The 21,444-nt window shown below is 53.8% G+C and carries 19 protein-coding genes; 15 read left to right on the forward strand and 4 right to left on the reverse strand.

Annotation, left to right across the window (positions count from 1 at the left end; genetic code table 11):
- Positions 1-52 precede the first annotated feature (52 nt).
- The 7 genes from lepA (at position 53) to acpS (ending at position 6,517) form a co-directional block, all read left to right on the forward strand.
- Positions 53-1,852 (forward strand): translation elongation factor 4, encoded by a 1,800-nt coding sequence (gene lepA / locus FBY13_RS19380; protein ID WP_063880599.1) that lies wholly within the window; start codon positions 53-55, stop codon positions 1,850-1,852.
- 9 nt (positions 1,853-1,861) lie between these two features.
- The gene (gene lepB / locus FBY13_RS19385) at positions 1,862-2,836 is read left to right on the forward strand and encodes a signal peptidase I (protein WP_096012800.1); all 975 of its coding nucleotides are present in this window, start codon (positions 1,862-1,864) and stop codon (positions 2,834-2,836) included.
- Between the two features lie 129 nt (positions 2,837-2,965).
- A complete protein-coding gene (rnc, locus tag FBY13_RS19390) occupies positions 2,966-3,646 on the forward strand; it encodes a ribonuclease III (protein WP_014594336.1) in 681 nt (226 codons plus the stop codon).
- A gap of 45 nt (positions 3,647-3,691) precedes the next feature.
- Positions 3,692-4,597 carry a GTPase Era gene (era, locus tag FBY13_RS19395; RefSeq protein WP_063880597.1) on the forward strand — a complete coding sequence of 302 codons (906 nt, stop codon included), beginning with the start codon at positions 3,692-3,694 and terminating at the stop codon, positions 4,595-4,597.
- Positions 4,598-4,601: 4 nt separating this feature from the next.
- A complete protein-coding gene (gene recO / locus FBY13_RS19400; RefSeq protein ID WP_145394921.1) occupies positions 4,602-5,339 on the forward strand; it encodes a DNA repair protein RecO in 738 nt (245 codons plus the stop codon).
- 66 nt (positions 5,340-5,405) lie between these two features.
- A complete protein-coding gene (pdxJ, locus tag FBY13_RS19405) occupies positions 5,406-6,137 on the forward strand; it encodes a pyridoxine 5'-phosphate synthase (RefSeq protein ID WP_145394922.1) in 732 nt (243 codons plus the stop codon).
- Entirely contained in the window at positions 6,137-6,517 is a 381-nt protein-coding gene (gene acpS, locus FBY13_RS19410; protein WP_063880594.1) for a holo-ACP synthase, read from the forward strand. Before pdxJ ends, acpS begins: the two co-directional genes overlap by 1 nt.
- Here the strand turns inward: acpS and FBY13_RS19415 are convergent.
- Positions 6,514-6,762, reverse strand: a complete 249-nt coding sequence (locus tag FBY13_RS19415) for a YfhL family 4Fe-4S dicluster ferredoxin (protein ID WP_063880593.1) — start codon at positions 6,760-6,762, stop codon at positions 6,514-6,516. The genes acpS and FBY13_RS19415 overlap by 4 nt on opposite strands.
- A gap of 489 nt (positions 6,763-7,251) precedes the next feature.
- Between FBY13_RS19415 and FBY13_RS19420 the strand changes: the two genes are divergently transcribed.
- Complete coding sequence (locus FBY13_RS19420) at positions 7,252-7,629, forward strand: hypothetical protein (RefSeq protein ID WP_145394923.1); 378 nt, start codon at positions 7,252-7,254, stop codon at positions 7,627-7,629.
- Positions 7,630-7,741: 112 nt separating this feature from the next.
- Here the strand turns inward: FBY13_RS19420 and FBY13_RS19425 are convergent, their stop codons facing one another.
- Positions 7,742-8,581: a MurR/RpiR family transcriptional regulator gene (locus FBY13_RS19425; protein WP_063880591.1), complete on the reverse strand. Its 840-nt coding sequence runs from the start codon at positions 8,579-8,581 to the stop codon at positions 7,742-7,744.
- 155 nt (positions 8,582-8,736) lie between these two features.
- On the opposite strand from FBY13_RS19425, the gene yfhb reads away from it, so the two are divergent.
- Both yfhb and tadA read left to right on the forward strand, forming a co-directional pair.
- Positions 8,737-9,375: a phosphatidylglycerophosphatase C gene (gene yfhb, locus FBY13_RS19430; RefSeq protein ID WP_063880590.1), complete on the forward strand. Its 639-nt coding sequence runs from the start codon at positions 8,737-8,739 to the stop codon at positions 9,373-9,375.
- A gap of 73 nt (positions 9,376-9,448) precedes the next feature.
- The gene (gene tadA / locus FBY13_RS19435) at positions 9,449-9,943 is read left to right on the forward strand and encodes a tRNA adenosine(34) deaminase TadA (protein WP_096012804.1); all 495 of its coding nucleotides are present in this window, start codon (positions 9,449-9,451) and stop codon (positions 9,941-9,943) included.
- Here tadA and mltF read toward each other — a convergent pair.
- Positions 9,940-11,397, reverse strand: a complete 1,458-nt coding sequence (gene mltF, locus FBY13_RS19440) for a membrane-bound lytic murein transglycosylase MltF (RefSeq protein ID WP_096012805.1) — start codon at positions 11,395-11,397, stop codon at positions 9,940-9,942. The two genes, tadA and mltF, sit on opposite strands and share 4 nt — an antisense overlap.
- Before the next feature lie 267 nt (positions 11,398-11,664).
- On the opposite strand from mltF, the gene purL reads away from it, so the two are divergent.
- From purL to glnB, 5 genes are all read left to right on the forward strand, one after another.
- Positions 11,665-15,555: a phosphoribosylformylglycinamidine synthase gene (gene purL / locus FBY13_RS19445; RefSeq protein ID WP_145394924.1), complete on the forward strand. Its 3,891-nt coding sequence runs from the start codon at positions 11,665-11,667 to the stop codon at positions 15,553-15,555.
- A gap of 566 nt (positions 15,556-16,121) precedes the next feature.
- Positions 16,122-17,549 (forward strand): HAMP domain-containing sensor histidine kinase, encoded by a 1,428-nt coding sequence (locus FBY13_RS19450; protein ID WP_096012807.1) that lies wholly within the window; start codon positions 16,122-16,124, stop codon positions 17,547-17,549.
- 3 nt (positions 17,550-17,552) lie between these two features.
- On the forward strand, positions 17,553-18,224 hold the full coding sequence (qseG, locus tag FBY13_RS19455; protein ID WP_063880585.1) for a two-component system QseEF-associated lipoprotein QseG: 672 nt from the start codon (positions 17,553-17,555) through the stop codon (positions 18,222-18,224).
- Positions 18,224-19,558 carry a two-component system response regulator GlrR gene (gene glrR, locus FBY13_RS19460; protein ID WP_063880584.1) on the forward strand — a complete coding sequence of 445 codons (1,335 nt, stop codon included), beginning with the start codon at positions 18,224-18,226 and terminating at the stop codon, positions 19,556-19,558. Before qseG ends, glrR begins: the two co-directional genes overlap by 1 nt.
- 90 nt (positions 19,559-19,648) lie before the next feature.
- Positions 19,649-19,987 (forward strand): nitrogen regulatory protein P-II, encoded by a 339-nt coding sequence (gene glnB, locus FBY13_RS19465; protein ID WP_003848647.1) that lies wholly within the window; start codon positions 19,649-19,651, stop codon positions 19,985-19,987.
- Positions 19,988-20,038: 51 nt separating this feature from the next.
- Here glnB and hmpA read toward each other — a convergent pair whose 3' ends face one another.
- Complete coding sequence (hmpA, locus tag FBY13_RS19470; protein WP_145394925.1) at positions 20,039-21,223, reverse strand: NO-inducible flavohemoprotein; 1,185 nt, start codon at positions 21,221-21,223, stop codon at positions 20,039-20,041.
- Positions 21,224-21,444 lie beyond the last annotated feature (221 nt).

Raw genomic sequence — 21,444 nt, forward strand, 5'->3', positions numbered from 1 at the left:
GTGTCTGTGCTCAGGTTCCTAACTGATTCTCTACGTGAAGATATTCCTATAAATGAAGCACATAAGAAATTTCTCCATCATCGCCCACATTGACCATGGTAAATCCACGCTCTCTGACCGCTTGATTCAGATTTGCGGCGGATTAACTGCTCGCGAGATGGCCGCACAGGTTCTTGACTCTATGGACCTGGAGCGTGAACGTGGCATTACGATTAAAGCGCAGAGCGTAACGCTCGATTACAAAGCGAAAGACGGCGAAACTTACCAGCTCAATTTCATCGACACACCGGGACACGTTGACTTCTCATATGAAGTTTCCCGCTCACTGGCAGCCTGTGAAGGCGCATTGCTGGTGGTTGATGCCGGACAGGGCGTAGAAGCACAAACCCTGGCCAACTGCTATACCGCACTTGAGATGGATCTGGAAGTCGTGCCGGTGCTGAATAAAATCGATTTGCCCGCTGCCGATCCCGATCGTGTTGCTCAGGAAATCGAAGACATCGTCGGAATTGATGCGACCGACGCTGTGCGTTGCTCGGCCAAAACTGGCGTGGGCGTTCCTGAAGTCCTGGAGCGTTTAGTCCGCGACATTCCGCCGCCAGAAGGTGATCCAGAAGCCCCGCTGCAGGCGCTGATTATCGACTCCTGGTTTGATAACTATCTTGGCGTCGTATCATTGGTGCGCGTAAAAAACGGCACCATGCGTAAAGGCGATAAAATTAAGGTACTGAGCACCGGTCAGGTCTACAATGCTGACCGACTGGGCATCTTCACGCCGAAGCGGGTTGATCGCAATGAACTCAACTGCGGCGAAGTTGGCTGGCTGGTCTGCGCCATCAAAGATATTCTTGGCGCGCCAGTGGGCGATACCCTGACAACCGCACGTAATCCGGCTGATAAAGCCTTACCGGGCTTTAAAAAAGTGAAGCCGCAGGTTTATGCCGGTCTGTTCCCTATCAGCTCTGATGATTATGAAGCCTTCCGTGATGCGCTGGGCAAGCTGAGTCTGAATGATGCCTCACTGTTCTACGAACCCGAAAGTTCAACGGCACTGGGCTTTGGTTTCCGCTGCGGCTTCCTGGGTCTGCTGCATATGGAGATCATTCAGGAGCGTCTGGAACGTGAATACGATCTCGATCTGATCACAACCGCACCGACAGTGGTATACGAAGTGCAAACCACGAGCGGCGAAGTGGTCTATGTCGATAGCCCGTCAAAGCTTCCACCGCTCAATAATATCGAAGAGTTACGTGAACCCATTGCCGAATGTCATATGTTGCTGCCTCAGGAGTACCTGGGCAACGTCATCACGCTGTGCATCGAGAAACGTGGCTTCCAGACCAACATGGTTTACCACGGCAATCAGGTGGCACTGACCTATGAAATTCCGATGGCCGAAGTGGTGCTCGACTTCTTTGACCGTCTGAAATCAACGTCACGTGGTTATGCCTCACTGGACTACAATTTTAAACGTTTTCAGACCTCTGACATGGTGCGCGTCGACGTTCTGATTAACTCAGAACGTGTTGATGCGCTGGCGCTGATTACCCACCGTGAAAACGCACCTTATCGTGGACGTGATCTGGTTGAGAAAATGAAAGAACTCATCCCACGTCAGCAGTTTGATATTGCGATTCAGGCGGCCATCGGCAACCACATTATCGCTCGCTCGACCGTTAAACAGCTGCGTAAGAACGTTCTCGCCAAATGTTATGGCGGTGACGTCAGTCGTAAGAAAAAGCTGTTGCAGAAGCAGAAAGATGGTAAGAAGCGAATGAAGCAGGTCGGTAACGTTGAGCTGCCGCAGGAAGCATTCCTCGCCATTCTGCATGTCGGAAAAGACAGCAAATAAGGATCTCAAATGGCTAATATGTTCGCCCTGATACTGGCGATAGCGACATTGATTACCGGTATTCTTTGGGTAATTGATCGTATTAAGTGGGCACCACAGCGGCGTGCGGTGCAGGCGGCGGCTCAGGCGCAGGCCGGGGATTCACTCGACAGCAAAGCGTTGGCGAAGATGGCACCTAAGCCGGGCTGGATTGAAACCGCAGCATCGGTATTTCCGGTGCTGGCCGTGGTGTTCTTTGTGCGCTCTTTTGTTTATGAGCCATTCCAGATCCCGTCCGGTTCCATGATGCCAACCATGCTGATTGGTGACTTTATACTGGTCGAGAAGTTTGCCTACGGGATTAAAGACCCGATTACGCAAACGACGCTGATCCCGACCGGGCATCCAAAACGCGGTGATATCGCGGTATTTAAATACCCGAAAGATCCCAGCCTGGATTACATCAAACGCGTAATCGGTTTGCCTGGCGATCGGGTCACGTACGATCCGTACAGTAAAACGCTGACCATTAACCCGGCCTGCGATAACGGCAAACCTTGTAGCAAAGCGCTGCCTGTGACATACAGCAATATCGAACCCAGCAAATTTGTTCAGACGTTCAGCGGGTTTGACGGCAATGAAGCGGGTAATGGTTTCTATCAGTTACCGCTGAATGACAGCATGCAGGGCGGATTACGTCTGGCAACGCGCAAAGAAACGCTGGGCGATGTGACGCATGACATTCTGTTAGTAACCGAAGCACAAAGCCAGGCGAGCATGTATTATCAGCAGCCGGGTCAGCCGCAGGCTAGCTGGGTTGTGCCGCAGGGACAATATTTCATGATGGGCGATAACCGTGATAACAGCGCCGATAGCCGCTACTGGGGCTTTGTGCCCGAGCGCAATCTGGTGGGTAAAGCGGTCGCCATCTGGATGAGTTTCGAAAAACAAGAAGGTCAGTGGCCAACCGGCGTACGACTCAGTCGTATTGGTGGTATCCACTAACCGTAGCCTGACCGTCAGGCAAATAGGGTGGCCTCCATTTGGGGGCCACTGCACACCAAACAGAATGTGTTGGTTTTCCAGCCCTGTTTGGTATGCAGAGTGACAGACGCAAAACAGAACTGGAATCGCATGAACCCCATCTTGATTAACAAGCTTCAGCGTAAACTGGGCTACACTTTTACACATTCTGAACTTTTACAGCAGGCCCTGACGCATCGAAGCGCCAGCAGTAAACACAATGAACGTCTCGAATTTTTAGGCGATTCCATCCTCAGCTATGTGATCGCTAACGCGCTTTATCACCGTTTTCCACGCGTGGATGAAGGGGATATGAGCCGTATGCGTGCCACGCTGGTGCGGGGTAACACTCTGGCAGAGATGGCGCGTGAGTTCGATTTGGGTGAATGCCTGCGTTTAGGCCCTGGCGAATTAAAAAGCGGGGGCTTCCGCCGTGAATCCATTCTGGCGGACACCGTAGAGGCGCTGATTGGTGGCGTGTTCCTCGACAGTGATATTCAGACGGTGGAGAAACTGATCCTCGACTGGTATCAGACGCGCCTGGACGAAATCAGTCCGGGTGACAAACAAAAAGATCCCAAAACGCGCCTGCAGGAGTATCTGCAAGGGCGGCATCTGCCACTGCCAAGTTATTTAGTGGTGCAGGTACGTGGCGAAGCCCACGATCAGGAATTCACCATTCACTGTCAGGTGAGTGGCATGGCAGAGCCGGTGGTGGGCGTAGGTTCCAGCCGCCGTAAAGCTGAACAAGCAGCAGCCGAACAGGCGCTGATTAAACTTGGTCTGGAATAGTTTTATCCCGGCGCCGCAACCGGCGCTGAAAACCTCAGGATTCGAATGAGCGAAAACGTTACATACAGCGGCTTTGTCGCGATAGTTGGCCGACCAAACGTCGGCAAATCCACCTTACTGAACCAGTTGCTGGGGCAGAAGGTCTCGATTACATCGCGTAAGCCGCAAACCACTCGTCACCGCATTATGGGCATCCATACTGAAGGCGCCTATCAGGCGATCTATGTGGATACGCCAGGGTTGCACATGGAAGAGAAGCGGGCGATTAACCGCCTGATGAACCGTGCGGCCAGCAGTTCTATCGGTGACGTTGAACTCATCATCTTTGTGGTGGACGGCACGCGCTGGACGCCCGATGACGAAATGGTATTAAACAAGCTGCGCGATGGCAAAGTGCCCGTGCTGCTGGCAATTAATAAAATCGACAATATTCAGGATAAAAGCATTCTGCTGCCGCATTTGCAGTTCCTTAGCCAGCAGATGAACTTTATCGATATTGTGCCGATCTCCGCAGAAAACGGTAAAAATGTTGACACCATTGCGGCTATTGCCCGTAAGCATCTGCCGGCGTCTGACCATCATTTCCCGGAAGATTACATCACCGATCGCTCTCAGCGCTTTATGGCCTCAGAGATCATCCGTGAAAAGCTGATGCGTTTTCTGGGCGCGGAACTGCCTTACTCGGTCACGGTTGAAATCGAACAGTTCGTGTCGAATGCGCGCGGCGGTTACGACATCAACGGTTTGATCCTGGTGGAGCGTGAAGGGCAGAAGAAAATGGTGATTGGTAACAAAGGTGCCAAAATCAAAACCATTGGTATTGAAGCGCGTAAAGACATGGAAGAGATGTTCGACGCGAAAGTGCATCTTGAACTGTGGGTTAAAGTTAAATCCGGCTGGGCGGACGACGAACGTGCGTTGCGCAGCCTGGGTTACACAGACGATCTCTGATTAAATGGAAGGCTGGCAACGCGCCTTTGTGCTGCATAGTCGCCCTTTCAGCGAGACCAGCCTGCTGCTTGACCTGTTTAGTGAAAGTGAAGGCCGCGTTCGTGTTCTGGCAAAAGGGGCACGTTCACGGCGTTCGCAGTTAAAAGGCACGTTACAGCCTTTTACGCCTTTACTGGTGCGCTGGAGCGGGCGCGGGGACGTAAAAACCCTGCGCAACGCTGAAGCGGTCTCCCTGGCCTTACCTCTCAGCGGTATCACGCTTTATTGCGGCCTGTACGTCAACGAGCTGTTGTCTCGGGTACTGGAACAGCACATTCCCTTCTCTGAACTGTTTTTTGACTACCTGCAATGCATCCAGATGCTGGCAGGGGCCGAAGGTTCACCCGAACCGGCGCTGCGTCGCTTTGAGCTGGCGCTGCTGGGACACCTTGGCTACGGCGTGGACTTCCTGCACTGCGCGGGCAGCGGCGAACCGGTCAGCGAAACCATGACCTACAGCTACCGTGAAGAGAAGGGCTTTATTGCCAGCCTGGTGCTGAACCAGCGTAGTTTCACCGGTCGCGAGCTGCAGGCGCTGTTTACCCGAGAATTCCCCGACGCAGAAACCCTGCGTGCAGCCAAGCGTTTCACCCGCATGGCGCTCAAACCCTATCTGGGCGGTAAACCGCTAAAAAGCCAGGAGCTTTTTCGCCAGTTTACCCCGAAAAAAAAGCCGACTATTTCTGACGAGACAGAGCACTGACCGTAGCCTGGCCTTATCTCGGCGCGGTACACTCAGCACAATGACCATAATGAACCGAGGATTGTCATGGCTGAGTTACTGTTAGGCGTGAATATTGACCACATCGCTACCGTCCGCAACGCACGTGGAACCCATTATCCCGATCCGGTACAGGCAGCGTTTATCGCTGAACAGGCGGGAGCGGACGGCATCACTGTGCACCTGCGCGAAGATCGTCGCCACATTACCGACAGAGATGTCCGCATCCTGCGCGATACCATTGAAACGCGTATGAATCTTGAAATGGCAGTGACCGAGGAGATGCTGGCTATCGCCTGTGAAATCAAACCGCATTTTTGCTGCCTGGTGCCGGAAAAGCGTCAGGAAGTCACCACAGAAGGCGGGCTGGACGTGGCAGGACAGCAGGAAAAACTCAACGCGGCGGTGAAACAACTCAGCGAAGCGGGCATTTTGGTGTCTCTGTTTATCGATGCCGATCATCGCCAAATCGAGGCGGCGGTGACCAGCGGTGCGCCCTATATTGAAATTCATACCGGTGCCTACGCAGAAGCGCCTGAAGGCCCGGCCCGCGAGGCTGAACTGGCACGTATCCGTCAGGCCGCGACCTTTGCGGCCAGCCGTGGCTTGAAAGTCAACGCCGGACATGGCCTGACCTATCACAATGTGCTGCCGATTGCCGCACTGCCGGAAATGCATGAGCTGAACATCGGTCATGCGATTATTGGACGCGCCGTCATGAGCGGCCTGCCTGAGGCGGTGAAAGTGATGAAACAGCTGCTGCGGGAAGCGCGTCGTTAATGGCTATCTTAGGACTGGGTAGCGATATCGTCGAAATAGCGCGTATTGCCGACGTGATTTCACGCTCAGGTGACCGTCTGGCACGCCGCGTGCTCAGTGATGCCGAATGGCAACAGTACCAGCAGCACCTTCAGCCGGTGCGCTTTCTGGCTAAGCGTTTTGCGGTCAAAGAGGCGGCAGCAAAAGCGTTCGGCACCGGCATTCGTGGCGGGCTGGCTTTCAACCAGTTTGAAGTTTATAACGATGCCCTGGGTAAACCGCTGCTGCGCTTCTTCGATCATGCTGCCGAGATGGCGCAACGGCTGGGCGTGCAACATGTGCATGTCACCCTGGCGGACGAGCGTCACTATGCCTGCGCCACGGTAATTATCGAAAGTTAGCCATCTAGCTGCACAAACTTATCCCACAGCGCATCGCGTGATTCGATGTGCTGTGGATCAATGATGATCGTGTTATCGATAGGGCAAACGCTCTGGCAGGTTGGCACATCGTAATGACCAACACATTCGGTACAGCGACTCACATCAATCTCATATATCGACTCACCCATTGAGATCGCCTGGTTCGGGCACTCAGGTTCACACATGTCACAGTTAATACAGCGTTCGGTAATCAGTAAAGCCATTGTGGTTTCTTAATTGATAAATTATGTTGGTCTTTTATGCCATTATCGGCAGTAAAATACGCCAAAATGTCTCAGCGCAACTTTCGCTATTAGCGCTACAGGAATAAGTCCGAAATCAATGGCCATGAGCCTTTGTTTGCCGCCCTAAGCCCGCCAGACAGTATCATATTCTGTTTAACGCAAAAATGATGCTGATAGGTAAAATCCTGAAAGACCAAAATAAAATCAATAAAACATTGATTTATATGGTTCTTATCGCGTTCGGTATGCTCAGAGCTAAAGAAATTAACTTGCTTTAGTTGAAGTTTTAGACGTCAGGATAAGCAAAGGCTTTAGAACCGCTGGAAGTTATCTCCGCAGGTTTTGTAAGGTTTACACAAAAAATGCGCTCAGTAGAAATATCTTGTCATAAAATGAGTGAGAACAGATGCGTGATTAGGATTTTTCCGATAAAATCCACTCATCAAAAATATCGATGGATTGTGTCAGGTGAAAAAAAGAATTCTTTTAATAGCAGGCGTGGCTGTTCTGGCTGCAACAACAGCTTATGCAAGCCTCTCAGCAGGCGGATCTCGGCCAGATTTCGTTGCGTCGGCGGAAAATAAAACGAATAACTTCCTGCAGTACACCTATGGAAAGGGTAAATGTAAAGCAACGCAAGGAACAACGATAAGCTGGGATATGGAATGCAAGTATGAAGGTGGAAAGAAAGTCGTAAAATTTGCCCTTTATTCTGCGGATCACGCTCAGCAACCTACGGCTGAAACCTTCTATCTGGTAGCAAAAAACAAGGCAGCAGTCGAATCAGCTACTACAGGGATGGGCCAGTATTTACCAATCTCTACGCAAGATCTGAGTCGTAGCTAGTCTTTTAAGGTTTGGTTAGTATTCACAGCATTGCTAGAAGCCAGCGTTATCGCTGGCTTCTTGCATTATATGCTTAGCATATTATCTACGCTTAGTGAGCCTGGCTTTCTGCCTAAATCAGCTTCTTAACCAGCGCCTCACTGTGACGAATATGGCTGGATGCGCGCTCAGGATCGTTCTGCACCAGCGCCATAAAAAGCAGGTCGGTTAACGCCAACTGAGCGGTGGTGGACGAGATGGCGGCGCTGCGTGTGCTCTGCTCTTCTGCCACGGTGTACAGGCAATGCGTAGCGCACTGCTGAAGTGTATTCGGCGTAAAGCCGGTAAATGCCAGCACATCCGCGCCCACACGAACGGCTTCCTGCGCGGCAAGATTAATCTCGCGCCGTTCGCCGGTATAGGAAATCGCCAGCAGCACATCGCCGGCTGACATCGCCTGCACGCTGGCCAGCAGCGCGTGCATATCCTGTTCCGCCACCGCGTTGATACCGATTTTCATCAGCTTCCATGAAAAATCCTTTGCCACCAGGCCTGAGGCACCAATCCCGACCAGCAAGATACGGCGCGCGCGTTTAAGCAACTGCAGGACGGCATTTAATTTCTCTTCACTGTTGATATCCAGCGTCGCACGAATCGCCGAGAGTTTTTCCGTCAGCAATTTTTCGCCAACCGCTTTAAGCGGATCGTCACTCAGTATCTGATTGTGCACAGTAATGGCATCTTTATCCGCCAGTGACTCACTCAGTGCCAGTTTGAGCGCAGGAAAACCTTTGTATCCCAGCTTTTGCGCAAACTTAACGACGCTCGACTGACTGACCCCTGACTCTTCCGCCAGCTTTTGCGAACTTAAATGCCGTGCCCGATCCGGTTGTGACAGTAAAAAATCCGCCAGCCGCCGCTCGTTCAGCGCCAGAGAGGGATAAAGCTGGCGAATGCGCAGCAATGAACTCATGCTCAATCCTTGTGATTTAGCGGATGTTCCGCATGGAATAAATGATTCAATGGGCATTGTAGTCACTGGAATAAAAAATGACAGTCATCGCCTCGCTGGACGAAGATGACTACAATAGAGGCTGTTGATGCATATTCGTTAAAAAGGAGTGTTGTTTGACCAACGATATACAACGTCGCGTGGTGTTTTTCGACCTTGATGGCACATTGCACCAACAGGACATGTTTGGCACCTTCATGCGCTATCTACTGCGTCGCAAGCCGCTGAATGTGCTGCTGGTGGTGCCGTTACTGCCGGTGGTGGGCGCAGGATTATTAGTCAAGGGACGTGCCGCGCGCTGGCCGATGAGTTTGCTGCTGTGGTCGATTACCTTTGGCCGCTCTGAAGCAACCCTGTTGCGCCTGGAGGCTGAATTCGCCCAATGGTTTCGGCAACGCGTTAAAGCCTTTCCCGTGGTGCAGAAACGCCTCAGTGAATATCTCAGCAGCGATGATGCAGATGTGTGGCTGATTACAGGGTCCCCCCAGTCTCTGGTTGAACAGGTCTATTATGACTCCGCGTTTTTGCCACGAGTAAAGCTGATTGCCAGCCAGATGCAGCGCGGTTTAGGAGGACGTGTGTTGAAAATGCGCTGCCTCGGTCACGAAAAAGTCGTGCAGCTGGAAGAGCAGATCGGTACGCCATTGCAGCTTTATAGCGGTTACAGCGACAGCAAACAGGACAACCCGCTGTTGTTCTTTTGCCAGCATCGCTGGCGCGTCACGCCGGTTGGTGAATTACAGCAGCTGGAATAACGGCCATCGCGCTTCGGTTTTCCAGGCGTGATGGGTATAATGCGCCGCTTTTTTGCTGCCGGGAGTGGTCTGCGTGACTCAAGAACAAGATGAATACTGGATGCGCCGTGCGCTTACCCTGGCGCAGCGCGCATGGGAGCAGGGCGAAGTGCCAGTGGGCGCGGTGCTGGTTCAGGGAGAGCGGGTGATAGGCGAGGGCTGGAACCGGCCTATCGGGCAGCACGATCCCACGGCCCACGCGGAGATCATGGCGCTACGTCAGGGCGGAAAAGTGCTGGAAAACTATCGCCTGCTTGATACCACGCTCTACGTTACGCTGGAGCCGTGCATTATGTGTGCGGGGGCGATGGTGCATGCTCGCATTGGTCGTCTGGTATATGGGGCGCACGATGTGAAAACCGGCGCAGCCGGTTCACTGATTGACGTGTTAGGCCATCCGGGCATGAACCATCAGGTGGCGTTGCATCACGGTGTGCTGGAAGAGGCGTGCGCGGGGATGCTGAGCGATTTTTTCCGTATGCGCCGCCAGCAACAAAAAGCGCTGCGTCAGGCGCAGCGCGACAGTTAGTTCATTGCCACCTCGGGCGTGACGGCAGGATAACCTTTGCCCATCTCCGCTTCCAGAGCGGCCTGTTGGGCAAGGTGTTTTTCCTGCTCCTGCAAATAGCCCACCAGGCTAATCTCATACTTGCGAATATTCTCTACGTAGTTGTAGGCTTCCTGCCCGCGCGCATAGCCATAGGTGGTTTGCGTGTAGTAACGCTTTTGACTCAACATGGGTAAACGGAGTTTCACGTCAGCCCAGCTGTCCGGGTTACCGCCCTGTTTCGCGGTGAGCTTACGCACATCCAGCATATGAGCATAGCCCATGTTATACGCCGCCAGCGCAAACCAGATACGTTCATCTTCCGGAATGGTTTGTGGCACCTTTTCCATCATGTTTTGCAGATACTGGCTCCCGCCACGAATACTCTGCTCGGGATCGGTACGGTCACCCACTTCAACGCTGTCAGCGGTGTTACGCGTTAACATCATCATGCCGCGCACGCCGGTCGGCGAGGTTGCCTGCGGATTCCAGTGCGATTCCTGATAGGAAATGGCTGCCAGTAATCGCCAGTCGATATTATTGGCATACTTCTCGAACAGCGGCTTAATGTCAGGCAGGACGTTATCAATGGAACGCAGGAAGGTGCGCGTATCCACGTAGTCGAAGGTGCCGACGTGACCGAGGTATTTCTCCTCCAGTCGGGCCATCGCGCCTTCTTCTCCCATGCTGTTAAAGAAATCCAGCATCGCAGCATTCAGGCTGTCATCACTGTCATGGGGCAGGTACCACGTGACGGGTTCTTCATCCGTGACGTCGAAGGCAACGGCTAACTGAGGATGAATGCGCTGAAGCAGGGCAATCGTTACGGAATCGCCAATCGTGTAATCCAGCTTGCCTTCTGCCACGGCTTCCAGCAGGGCTTTTGGACTTTGATCGGTCGAAATGGCCCAGTCGAGATCGGGATACTGGTTTGTCCTGGCGCTCTTTAACGTCGACAGGTAGGCCGATCCCGAGGCAACCACCAGCCGTCCCTTCAGGTCACCCAGGTTTTTCGGCCGGGGTTTATCCACGCGATAAACCAGCTGCTGCGAAACGCTGTAGTAACCGGGGCCGGTTTGATAGCGATTCAGGCGCTCATTGTTGTAGATAAGGCCCGCTGCCAGCAAATCGGCTTTGCCATCGTCGAGCGCATCAAACAGGTCACTGAGGTTAGCGCGCACGGTTATGTCGAGCTTCACGCCCAAATAATCGGCAAAACGCTTCGCCAGCTCGTAGTCCATCCCGGCCGGTGCTTTATTCACGGTGTAGTAAGTCAACGGCGAGTTTACGGTACTGACGCGCAGCACTCCCCGTGATTTAATCTGTGAGATCGTATCTTGTCCACCACCGTACCAGGGGATGGACGGCCACAGTGCCAAAGCCAGCAGCACGGTGAGAAGACCGATAACCAGATAATTAAATTTTAGGCGTTTCAAATAGTTATCTCTCGATGGCTCCAAGGCCTCTGTCTTTTAAGGCAGTATTGATCTTGTTTTAACTCCCAGAGCGAGGGGCATTTTGCGCAACAAACTCAGGTAGAGCAACTTATAAAGCAAGTTTTGCGCAAATTTCAGGCAAATCTTGTTGGCCATAAATTTTGCGCAAACGGTTTCGTCGCGGAGTGGGTTTCTCTATAATACGCCCCGTTTTCCCCTGTTGCGCCCAATGAAGCGTCGCCCGGCGCTTCGAAGACGAGAGATCTTATGATGGAAATTCTGCGTGGTTCGCCCGCCCTGTCGGCATTTCGTGTAAACAAACTGCTGACCCGCTTTCAGGACGCTCATCTGCCGGTGAGTGATATTTACGCTGAGTACGTCCATTTTGCCGATGTCAGCGCGCCGCTGAGCGAGGATGAAACGTCCCGTCTGCAGCGCCTGCTCAAGTACGGCCCTTCTCTCGCTGAACATGCGCCACAAGGGCGTTTACTGCTGGTGACGCCGCGTCCTGGCACCATTTCACCGTGGTCATCGAAAGCCACTGACATTGCCCACAACTGCGATCTTTCGCAGGTGCGTCGTCTGGAACGTGGCATGGCCTTTTATGTCCAGGCGCCTGAACTGACCGAAACCCAGTGGCAGGCGCTGGCGGCACTCCTTCATGACCGCATGATGGAAACGGTGTACAGCGATTTCAATCAGGCCGAGCAGCTGTTTGCTCACCATGAACCTCAGCCGGTCAAAAGCGTCGATGTGCTCGGTGAAGGCCGTCAGGCGCTGGTTGAAGCCAATATGACGCTGGGACTTGCGCTGGCCGAAGACGAAATTGATTATCTGCTGGCTGCCTTTACCGCACTGGGGCGCAATCCAAACGACATTGAGCTTTATATGTTTGCCCAGGCGAACTCTGAGCATTGTCGTCACAAGATTTTTAACGCTGACTGGATTATCGACGGCGAAAAACAGCCTAAATCGCTGTTTAAAATGATTAAAAACACCTTCGAGCAAACACCGGATTATGTTCTGTCAGCCTACAAAGATAACGCTGCGGTCATGGAAGGCTCTGAGGTGGGACGCTTCTTCGCGGATGCTGAGAAAGGCGAATACGCCTATCACCAGGAAGCGGCGCACATTCTGATGAAGGTTGAAACCCACAACCATCCCACCGCGATTTCCCCCTGGCCTGGTGCGGCAACCGGCTCCGGCGGTGAGATTCGTGATGAGGGCGCAACCGGACGAGGCGCAAAGCCGAAGGCTGGCCTGGTCGGATTCTCGGTGTCGAATCTGCGTATTCCCGGCTTTGAACAGCCATGGGAAGAGGATTTTGGCAAGCCTGAGCGCATCGTCAGCGCGCTGGATATCATGACCGAAGGCCCACTGGGCGGCGCGGCATTTAACAACGAATTTGGTCGTCCAGCCTTAAACGGCTACTTCCGTACCTACGAAGAGCAGGTTAACAGCCACAACGGCACTGAACTGCGTGGCTACCACAAACCCATTATGCTGGCTGGCGGTATCGGAAATATCCGTGCCGATCACGTGCAGAAGGGTGAAATCACCGTGGGTGCCAAACTGATCGTGCTGGGTGGCCCGGCGATGAATATCGGCCTGGGTGGCGGTGCCGCATCATCAATGGCGTCGGGTCAGTCCGATGCCGATCTCGATTTTGCGTCAGTGCAGCGTGACAATCCAGAAATGGAGCGCCGTTGCCAGGAAGTCATTGACCGCTGCTGGCAACTGGGCGATGACAACCCCATTCTGTTTATCCACGATGTGGGCGCAGGCGGATTGTCCAACGCGATGCCGGAACTGGTCAGCGATGGTGGCCGCGGTGGCCGCTTTAACCTGCGTGACATCCTCAGTGACGAACCGGGAATGAGCCCGCTTGAAGTCTGGTGTAATGAATCACAAGAGCGTTATGTGATGGCTGTTGCCCCAGAGAAGCTGGCCGAGTTTGCTGCTATTTGTCAGCGTGAGCGTGCGCCTTATGCGGTTATTGGTGAAGCCACAGAGGAGCTGCATCTGACGCTGGAAGACAGCCACTTCTCTAACAGCCCGATTGATATGCCGCTGGATGTGTTGTTGGGGAAAACCCCGAAAATGACCCGCGATGTGGTGAAACAGCAGGCTCAGGGGCACCCACTCCAGCGCGACGGCATCACGCTGACGGACGCGGTGAACCGTGTGCTGCACTTGCCGACCGTGGCGGAAAAAACCTTCCTGATCACGATAGGCGACCGCAGCGTAACCGGCATGGTGGCGCGCGATCAGATGGTCGGCCCCTGGCAGATCCCGGTCGCCAACTGCGCCGTAACAACGGCCAGCCTCGACAGCTACCATGGTGAGGCCTTCGCGCTGGGCGAGCGCGCCCCTGTGGCGCTACTCGACTTTGCCGCCTCGGCCCGTCTGGCCGTCGGTGAAGCACTGACTAACCTTGCGGCCACGCCGGTCGGTTCTTTGAAGCGCGTGAAACTTTCGGCTAACTGGATGTCGGCAGCAGGCCATCCGGGTGAAGACGCTGGCCTGTATGACGCTGTAAAAGCCGTCGGTGAAGAGCTGTGCCCGGCACTTGGCATCACCATTCCGGTGGGTAAAGACTCCATGTCGATGAAAACCCGCTGGCAGGAAGGCACCGAACAGCGCGAAATGACCTCGCCTCTGTCTCTGGTGATTACCGCGTTTGCCCGTGTAGAAGACGTGCGCCGCAACGTGACACCACAGCTGGTGGCAGATCAGGATAACCTGCTGCTGTTGATCGACCTTGGTAACGGCGCTAACACCTTAGGCGCGACGGCACTGGCTCAGGTTTATCGTCAGTTGGGCGACAAGCCTGCAGATGTGCGTGATGCACAGCAACTGGCGGGCTTCTTTAATGCCGTTCAGGCGCTGGTCAGCCAACAAAAACTGCTGGCTTATCATGACCGTTCAGATGGTGGCCTGCTTGTTACCCTGGCGGAAATGGCCTTTACCGGTCACTGCGGCATTGACGTCGATATCGCGGCGTTGGGCAGCGATGCGCTGGCTGCGCTGTTCACTGAAGAGCTGGGGGCGGTCATTCAAATCAACGCCGCCGATCGTGAGGCAGTAGAGCAGATTCTTGCAGCGCACGGTCTGGCGCACTGCAGCCATGTGCTGGGATGTGCGAAGCCGGGCGACCGCTTTGTGATTCGTTCTGGCGAGAGTGCTGTGTATAGCGAAAGCCGTAACACCTTACGGACCTGGTGGGCCGAAACCACCTGGCAGATGCAGCGTCTGCGTGATAATCCAGCCTGTGCCGATCAGGAACATCAGGCAAAGCAGGATAACAACGATCCGGGCCTGAACGTCAGCCTGACATTCAAGCCAGAAGAAGACGTTGCAGCACCGATGATTGCCACAGGTGCGCGTCCACGCGTTGCCGTCCTGCGTGAGCAGGGGGTTAACTCCCATGTGGAAATGGCCGCCGCCTTTGATCGCGCCGGGTTTACTGCGGTTGACGTTCATATGAGTGACCTGCTCGCCGGACGGATCGATCTGGAACGTTTCCAGGCGTTAGTGGCTTGCGGCGGCTTCTCTTACGGTGACGTATTAGGGGCCGGTGAAGGCTGGGCAAAATCCATTCTGTTTAACCCACGTGTTCGCGATCAGTTCGCATCCTTCTTCCATCGCCCACAAACGCTGGCGCTCGGTGTCTGTAACGGCTGCCAGATGATGTCCAACCTGCGTGAGTTGATCCCCGGCAGCGAACTGTGGCCACGCTTTGTCCGTAATCAGTCAGAGCGTTTTGAAGCGCGCTTCAGCCTGGTTGAAGTGGCTGCCAGCCCGTCGTTACTGTTAGACGGTATGGCCGGCTCACGTATGCCAATCGCCGTATCGCACGGCGAGGGCTTCGTTGAGGTTCGCGATGGGGCGCATCTTGCCGCCCTCGAGTCCAAAGGGCTGGTGGCGCTACGTTATGTCGATAACGCAGGTAAGGTGACAGAAACCTATCCGGCAAACCCGAATGGGTCGCCAAACGGCATCACCGCCGTGACCAACGAGAGCGGGCGCGTCACCATTATGATGCCGCACCCTGAGCGCGTGTTCCGCACGGTCAGCAACTCATGGCACCCGGCTGAGTGGGGTGAAGACAGCCCCTGGATGCGTATTTTCCGTAACGCGCGTAAACAATTAGGTTAATTGCTGTTAAAAAAATGGGAGGCGCTCAGGCCTCCCATTTTTTATGGCGCGGTTGTTGGCAAAAGGAGACAGCCGTCACCTTTTTTTGTCGCTAATGGGTGACATCTATCTTGATGATTTTTCTCAGCAGATTCTGAACGACAGAATTGTGTTGGTATTTGGCGACACTTTTAGCAGACCAGACGGTCCGGAACGAAGCGTTAAAAGGTAAGCTGGCAGCCAATGCCCTGAAAATAAAGGGCCTTTCATTGTTGGCATGAACCTTGCTATACTTAACACGCTGCTCATTCACCTGTTTATGATTGCCACCGCGTTGCGGGTAGAGCTCATAAAGCCCGAATGACGCACCAAACGGAGCCTGTCGTCCACCACACCGATAATCGTATGTTCTGCATCGTTATCAAGCATCGGACGCAACGTTGAGTTAGGCTCCACCCATTCTGACGTGCTGCCAGGGCGGCACGCTAACGGCAGGCCATCGCGCCTGCCGTTTTCTTTTCTGCCTCTTCCTTCTCTGGGCTGACTCCGCTAGCATCCGATAAGCGTATCTTTAAGGAAGCTGTCGCGTGAAAAAATGGCGTTTATTTCCCCGGTCCCTGCGCCAGTTGGTGCTGATGGCCTTTTTGCTGGTGCTCCTTCCGCTGCTGGTGCTGGCCTGGCAGGCCTGGGAAAGCCTGTCGGCGTTAAGCAATCAGGCTGCCGACACTAACCGCAATACGTTTACCGACGTCAGGCGCAGTGAGGCCATGGCTCGAACCGCCATTGAGCTGGAACGCAGTTATCGCCAGTACTGCGTGCTGGGTGATACGTCGCTGGCAAAGCTTTATCAGACGCAGCGTATTCGCTACAGTCAGATGCTCAGTTCCCATGCCGATAGCCTGCCTGATTTACCGGCGTTTAAAACCCTGCAGGCCACGCTGCCACAACTGGAAACGTTGCAATGTGATAACGGCAATCCCGTAACTCACGCCGCTCAGGCACTGGAAAAGTTTTCAGCGACGAACGTGCAGCTGGTCCAGGATACGCGAGAAGTGGTGTTTGCCCGTGGTCTGCAGCTGCAGCGTGAAATTGCCGATCGCGGCCAGTTCTTCGGCTGGCAGGCGCTGATCCTGTTTATCATCAGTCTGACGTTAACCCTGCTGTTTACCCGCATGATCATCGGTCCGGTAAAAAGTGTTGAACGCATGATTAATCGTCTTGGTGAAGGACGTGAGCTGGGAAGCAGTATGGTGTTTCGTGGCCCGCGGGAGCTACGTTCTCTGGGGCAGCGCATTATCTGGTTAAGTGAACGCCTGGCCTGGCTGGAAACCCAGCGCCATGAATTTTTACGTCATCTTTCACATGAACTTAAAACACCGCTGGCCAGCCTGCGTGAAGGCACAGAACTGCTGGCGGATGAAGTGGCGGGCGCACTGAATCCGGAACAGAAAGAAATTGTCTCAATACTGGATAACAGCAGCCGTCATCTGCAACGCCTTATCGAACAATTACTTGATTACAACCGTAAGGTCGCCGATGGGCCGATTACGCTAGAAGCGGTGAAGCTGAATGACATTGTGCATGATGTGGTTAACGCGCATGCGCTTACGGCGCGGACCAAACTCATGCATGTCGATATCGATCTCAAAGCAACGGATTGCCAGGCAGAGCCTATGCTATTGATGAGTGTGATCGATAACCTCTACTCTAACGCCGTGAACTATGGCAATGAATCCGGTAACATTTGGCTGCGCAGCCGCCAGCAGGACGACCGGATAGTGATCGAGGTGGCTAACAGCGGCACGCCCATTCCCGAAAATGAGCAGGAGATGATTTTTGAGCCTTTCTTCCAGGGCAGTCACCAGCGCAAAGGGCCGGTTAAAGGCAGCGGACTGGGGTTAAGCATCGCAAAGGATTGTCTGCGCCGTATGCACGGTAGCCTGCAACTGGTTGCCTGCGACGACGCTGATGTTTGTTTTCGCATCGAACTGAATACCACAGCCGGGAAAGTCTGAAGCATGAAATTTTTCGCCGTCATTATTTTAAGCGCCCTGAGCAGCATGATGCTCAGTGGATGTGCCTCATCCCCGGTCACCTCAACAACCCAGCCTGCCAGCGGCAACGTTGTGGTGCCTGAAGCCAGCCTGGTTGACTATCTCACCACGCACTGCGGCGATATCTGGCGCATTGAAAATAGCGCCGCTATGACGAATCCCCTTTACTGGATGCGCAGTATCGACTGTGCTGAGCGGCTTTCTCCCGCGGAAGCGCGCGCGGAGGCCCATCGCTGGCCGGTAGACAGTTGGGCGCGAGCGTTTAAGCAAGGCGTCTTAATGGCAAACGGCAATGTGACGCCGCTGGAGCGTCGTGACTACATCAACGTGCTCGATGGCTACAGTGAGCAGTTTCCGTCCAACCTGCGGGCATTCATTCAGCTCTGGCGCAGTAATCAGGTTGCCCAGCTTGAGTTAAGCGCCATGCGTACGCGTTACGCCCATTTACAGCAGAGCAGCGATGCGCAATCAGATTCACTGCGTCAACAGCAGATAAAACTGCGTCAGCAGCTCAGTGATACCCAGCGCAAACTGGAGCGTTTAACCGATATCGAACGCCAGCTTTCGTCGCGCAAAACCTCCGATATGTCTGACGGCAGTCACGGAACGGCCCTGCCACAAGAGGACGAACAGTAATGGTGAAACATGCGGCACACCTGCTTTTAGTGGATGACGATCCCAGCCTGCTCAAACTGCTAGGTATGCGCCTCACCAGTGAGGGATATCAGGTGACCACTGCCGCCAGTGGACCCGAGGCGCTTCGACTCTTGCAGAAAGAGAAAATCGAGCTGGTCATCAGCGATCTGCGCATGGATGAAATGGACGGCCTGGCATTATTTGGCGAAATTCAAAAGCGTCATACAGGCTTGCCGGTCATTATTTTAACGGCTCACGGCTCGATCCCGGAAGCGGTAGCGGCAACGCAGCAGGGCGTTTTCAGCTTCCTGACCAAACCGGTCGATCGCGATGCACTGTATAAGGCGATAGATGAAGCCCTGGCACAGCGCGCGCCAGTGAGTGACGATCGCTGGCGGGAAGCGATTGTCACCCGCAGCCCACAGATGCTGCGTTTGCTTGAACAGGCACATATGGTGGCCCAGTCAGACGTCAGTGTGCTGATCAACGGGCAAAGCGGAACGGGTAAAGAGGTGCTGGCGCAGGCTATCCATGCGGCAAGCCCGCGCGCAGGGCAACCGTTCATCGCCATCAACTGCGGGGCCTTACCCGAGCAACTTCTGGAGTCAGAATTGTTTGGTCATGCCAAAGGTGCCTTTACCGGTGCGGTGAGCGCGCGTGACGGGCTGTTTAAAGCCGCAGAGGGCGGCACGCTGTTTCTGGATGAGATCGGTGATATGCCGCCTGCGCTGCAGGTGAAATTACTGCGCGTGTTACAGGAGCGGAAAGTCCGGCCGCTGGGCAGCAACAATGATATTGATATTAACGTGCGGATTATCTCGGCAACGCACCGGGATCTGCCAAAGGCGATGGAAAAGAAAGAGTTCCGCGAAGATCTGTTTTATCGCCTTAACGTGGTGAATCTGAAAATTCCGGCGCTGCATCAGCGCACAGAAGATATCCCGTTGCTGGCGAACCATCTGCTGCGTCAGGCGGCAGAACGGCACAAACCACAGATACGCAGCTTTTCCGTTGATGCGATGAAGCGCCTGATATCTGCCAGTTGGCCGGGTAACGTACGTCAACTGGTTAACGTTATTGAGCAATGTGTTGCGCTCAGTTCCTCGCCGGTTATCAGCGATGCGCTGGTGGAGCAGGCGCTGAGCGGAGAAAACAGTGCGTTGCCTACCTTTGTAGAAGCGCGAAACCAGTTCGAACTCAATTATCTCCGCAAACTGTTGCAGATGACCAAAGGAAATGTCACCCACGCCGCGCGTCTGGCTGGACGTAACCGTACTGAATTCTATAAGCTGCTGTCACGGCATGAACTGGACGCCAGCGACTTTAAAGAGTAGTTTTCTGCCCCAATAGGCCTGCGGCATTGCCAGCGACATTTATACTTAAAAATCCCTCTGCACATGGAGGGCGTGAGGAAAGGATCTGACATGAAAAAGATCGATGCAATTATTAAACCCTTCAAGCTTGATGACGTACGTGAAGCACTCGCTGAAGTCGGCATCACCGGCATGACCGTGAGCGAAGTAAAAGGATTTGGCCGCCAGAAAGGCCATACGGAACTCTACCGTGGCGCAGAGTACATGGTGGACTTCCTGCCTAAGGTCAAAATTGAAATGGTGGTCGGGGACGATATCGTTGATACCTGCGTTGAAACCATCATGCGCACCGCGCAAACCGGCAAAATTGGCGACGGTAAAATCTTTGTTTTCGATGTGGCTCGGGTAGTGCGTATTCGTACCGGCGAAGAAGACGAAGAAGCGATTTGATTACGATTGAGTCAGAAGCCCGCCTGTTGCGGGCTTTTTTATGTCCTGAGATCACATCTCTTTATGCGGCCCGAACACCTCATAGTGAATTCTTTCTGCCGCAATGCCCACCGCATGCAACTGCTTAACGATAAAAGACATAAAGCCCAGCGGCCCACACAGGTAGAAGTGGGTGTTCACATCCTGCAGTCGTGCTGACACTGTCGCCAAATCCATAACACCTTGCGCATCATAGCGGCCTGCGTCTTGTTCATCGGGCGCGCGATACCAGATGTGCTGTACAAAATCAGGAAGCTGGGCGCAGGTCGTGTTTACTTCCTCTGCGAAGGCATGCTGTTTACCGTTTTCGGCAGCGTGGAGCCAGTTGACGGGCGCCGGATGGCGTTGTGCAGCTAACGCGTGCAGCATGGCCAGCATCGGTGTTTGTCCCACGCCAGCAGAAATGAGTGTGACCGGCGTCGTCGGGCGCACCTGCAGGAAAAAATCGCCGTGCGGCGCGGCCAGCTGCACCTCGTCACCCACTTCGGCATGTCGGTGCAGCCAGCCTGATATACTCCCCAGCGCTTCTTGTTTAACCGCGATACGGTAGGTTTTCTCGTTGCTGGCTGTGGTTAGTGAGTACTGACGAATCTGATGATATTCAAACCCCGCAGGCTGTAAGTGAAGCGTCAAATACTGTCCGGGTTTGAACGCTGCAACCGGGCCGCCATCCACAGGCGTAAAGGTAAAGCTTTTAATGACGGCACTTTGCTGTTCCATCGCACTGATGCGAAACACCCGCTTCCCGCGCCAGCCGCCTTTTTGCTGTTCTGACGCCTGATAAATGGCATCTTCACGCTGAATAAATACCTCTGCCAGTGCGTTGTAAGCGCGTCCCCAGGCGGCCAGCGCCTCATCACCCGGATTCAGCAGTGTCTTGATGGTTGCGAGTAAATGCTCACCCACAATTGCATACTGCTCGGGTTGAATAATGAGGCTGGTGTGCTTCTGAGCAATTTTTTCAACAGCAGGCAGTATCGCCGTCAGGTTTTCCAGGTTTGCCCCATAGGCGCATATCGCATTAAACAGGGCTTCGCGCTGACCGCCATTACGTTGGTTATTCATGTTAAAGACATGCTTCAGTTCCGGATGCTGAGAAAACATGCGGTTATAGAAATGTGCCGTGAGATCGGGACCACAGGCGGCGATGGCGGGTAGGGTGGATTTCACGGTAGCAATGGTCTGTGCATCAAGCATGACAACACCTCGTTTAAAGTTGCATTTAAAATACATCTTATAACCACTTCTTTCACGCTGTAAATCTTCGCTTACTTTTTGTTGGCAGCAACTGGCAGGTTTTCGCTACAAAATGGAAGGAAATCTGTTTCATCGTCAGGAATAATGTTGAAGGGCAGGCATTGCAAAAAATGCGGTGAAAATGCTTTGCTATTCCATAGCCAAACGTTTGCGTAAAAAGA

The sequence above is a fragment of the Pantoea sp. SJZ147 genome (assembly GCF_007828605.1).
GTDB classification, from domain to species: Bacteria; Pseudomonadota; Gammaproteobacteria; order Enterobacterales; family Enterobacteriaceae; genus Pantoea; species Pantoea allii.

Bases quoted from the DNA above. Each gene is read 5' to 3' on its own strand.
- lepA (WP_063880599.1), top strand. From the start codon at position 53: ATGAAGCACATAAGAAATTTCTCCATCATCGCCCACATTGACCATGGT.
- lepB (WP_096012800.1), top strand. From the start codon at position 1,862: ATGGCTAATATGTTCGCCCTGATACTGGCGATAGCGACATTGATTACC.
- rnc (WP_014594336.1), top strand. From the start codon at position 2,966: ATGAACCCCATCTTGATTAACAAGCTTCAGCGTAAACTGGGCTACACT.
- era (WP_063880597.1), top strand. From the start codon at position 3,692: ATGAGCGAAAACGTTACATACAGCGGCTTTGTCGCGATAGTTGGCCGA.
- recO (WP_145394921.1), top strand. From the start codon at position 4,602: ATGGAAGGCTGGCAACGCGCCTTTGTGCTGCATAGTCGCCCTTTCAGC.
- pdxJ (WP_145394922.1), top strand. From the start codon at position 5,406: ATGGCTGAGTTACTGTTAGGCGTGAATATTGACCACATCGCTACCGTC.
- acpS (WP_063880594.1), top strand. From the start codon at position 6,137: ATGGCTATCTTAGGACTGGGTAGCGATATCGTCGAAATAGCGCGTATT.
- FBY13_RS19415 (WP_063880593.1), bottom strand. From the start codon at position 6,762: ATGGCTTTACTGATTACCGAACGCTGTATTAACTGTGACATGTGTGAA.
- FBY13_RS19425 (WP_063880591.1), bottom strand. From the start codon at position 8,581: ATGAGTTCATTGCTGCGCATTCGCCAGCTTTATCCCTCTCTGGCGCTG.
- purL (WP_145394924.1), top strand. From the start codon at position 11,665: ATGATGGAAATTCTGCGTGGTTCGCCCGCCCTGTCGGCATTTCGTGTA.
- qseG (WP_063880585.1), top strand. From the start codon at position 17,553: ATGAAATTTTTCGCCGTCATTATTTTAAGCGCCCTGAGCAGCATGATG.
- glrR (WP_063880584.1), top strand. From the start codon at position 18,224: ATGGTGAAACATGCGGCACACCTGCTTTTAGTGGATGACGATCCCAGC.
- glnB (WP_003848647.1), top strand. From the start codon at position 19,649: ATGAAAAAGATCGATGCAATTATTAAACCCTTCAAGCTTGATGACGTA.
- hmpA (WP_145394925.1), bottom strand. From the start codon at position 21,223: ATGCTTGATGCACAGACCATTGCTACCGTGAAATCCACCCTACCCGCC.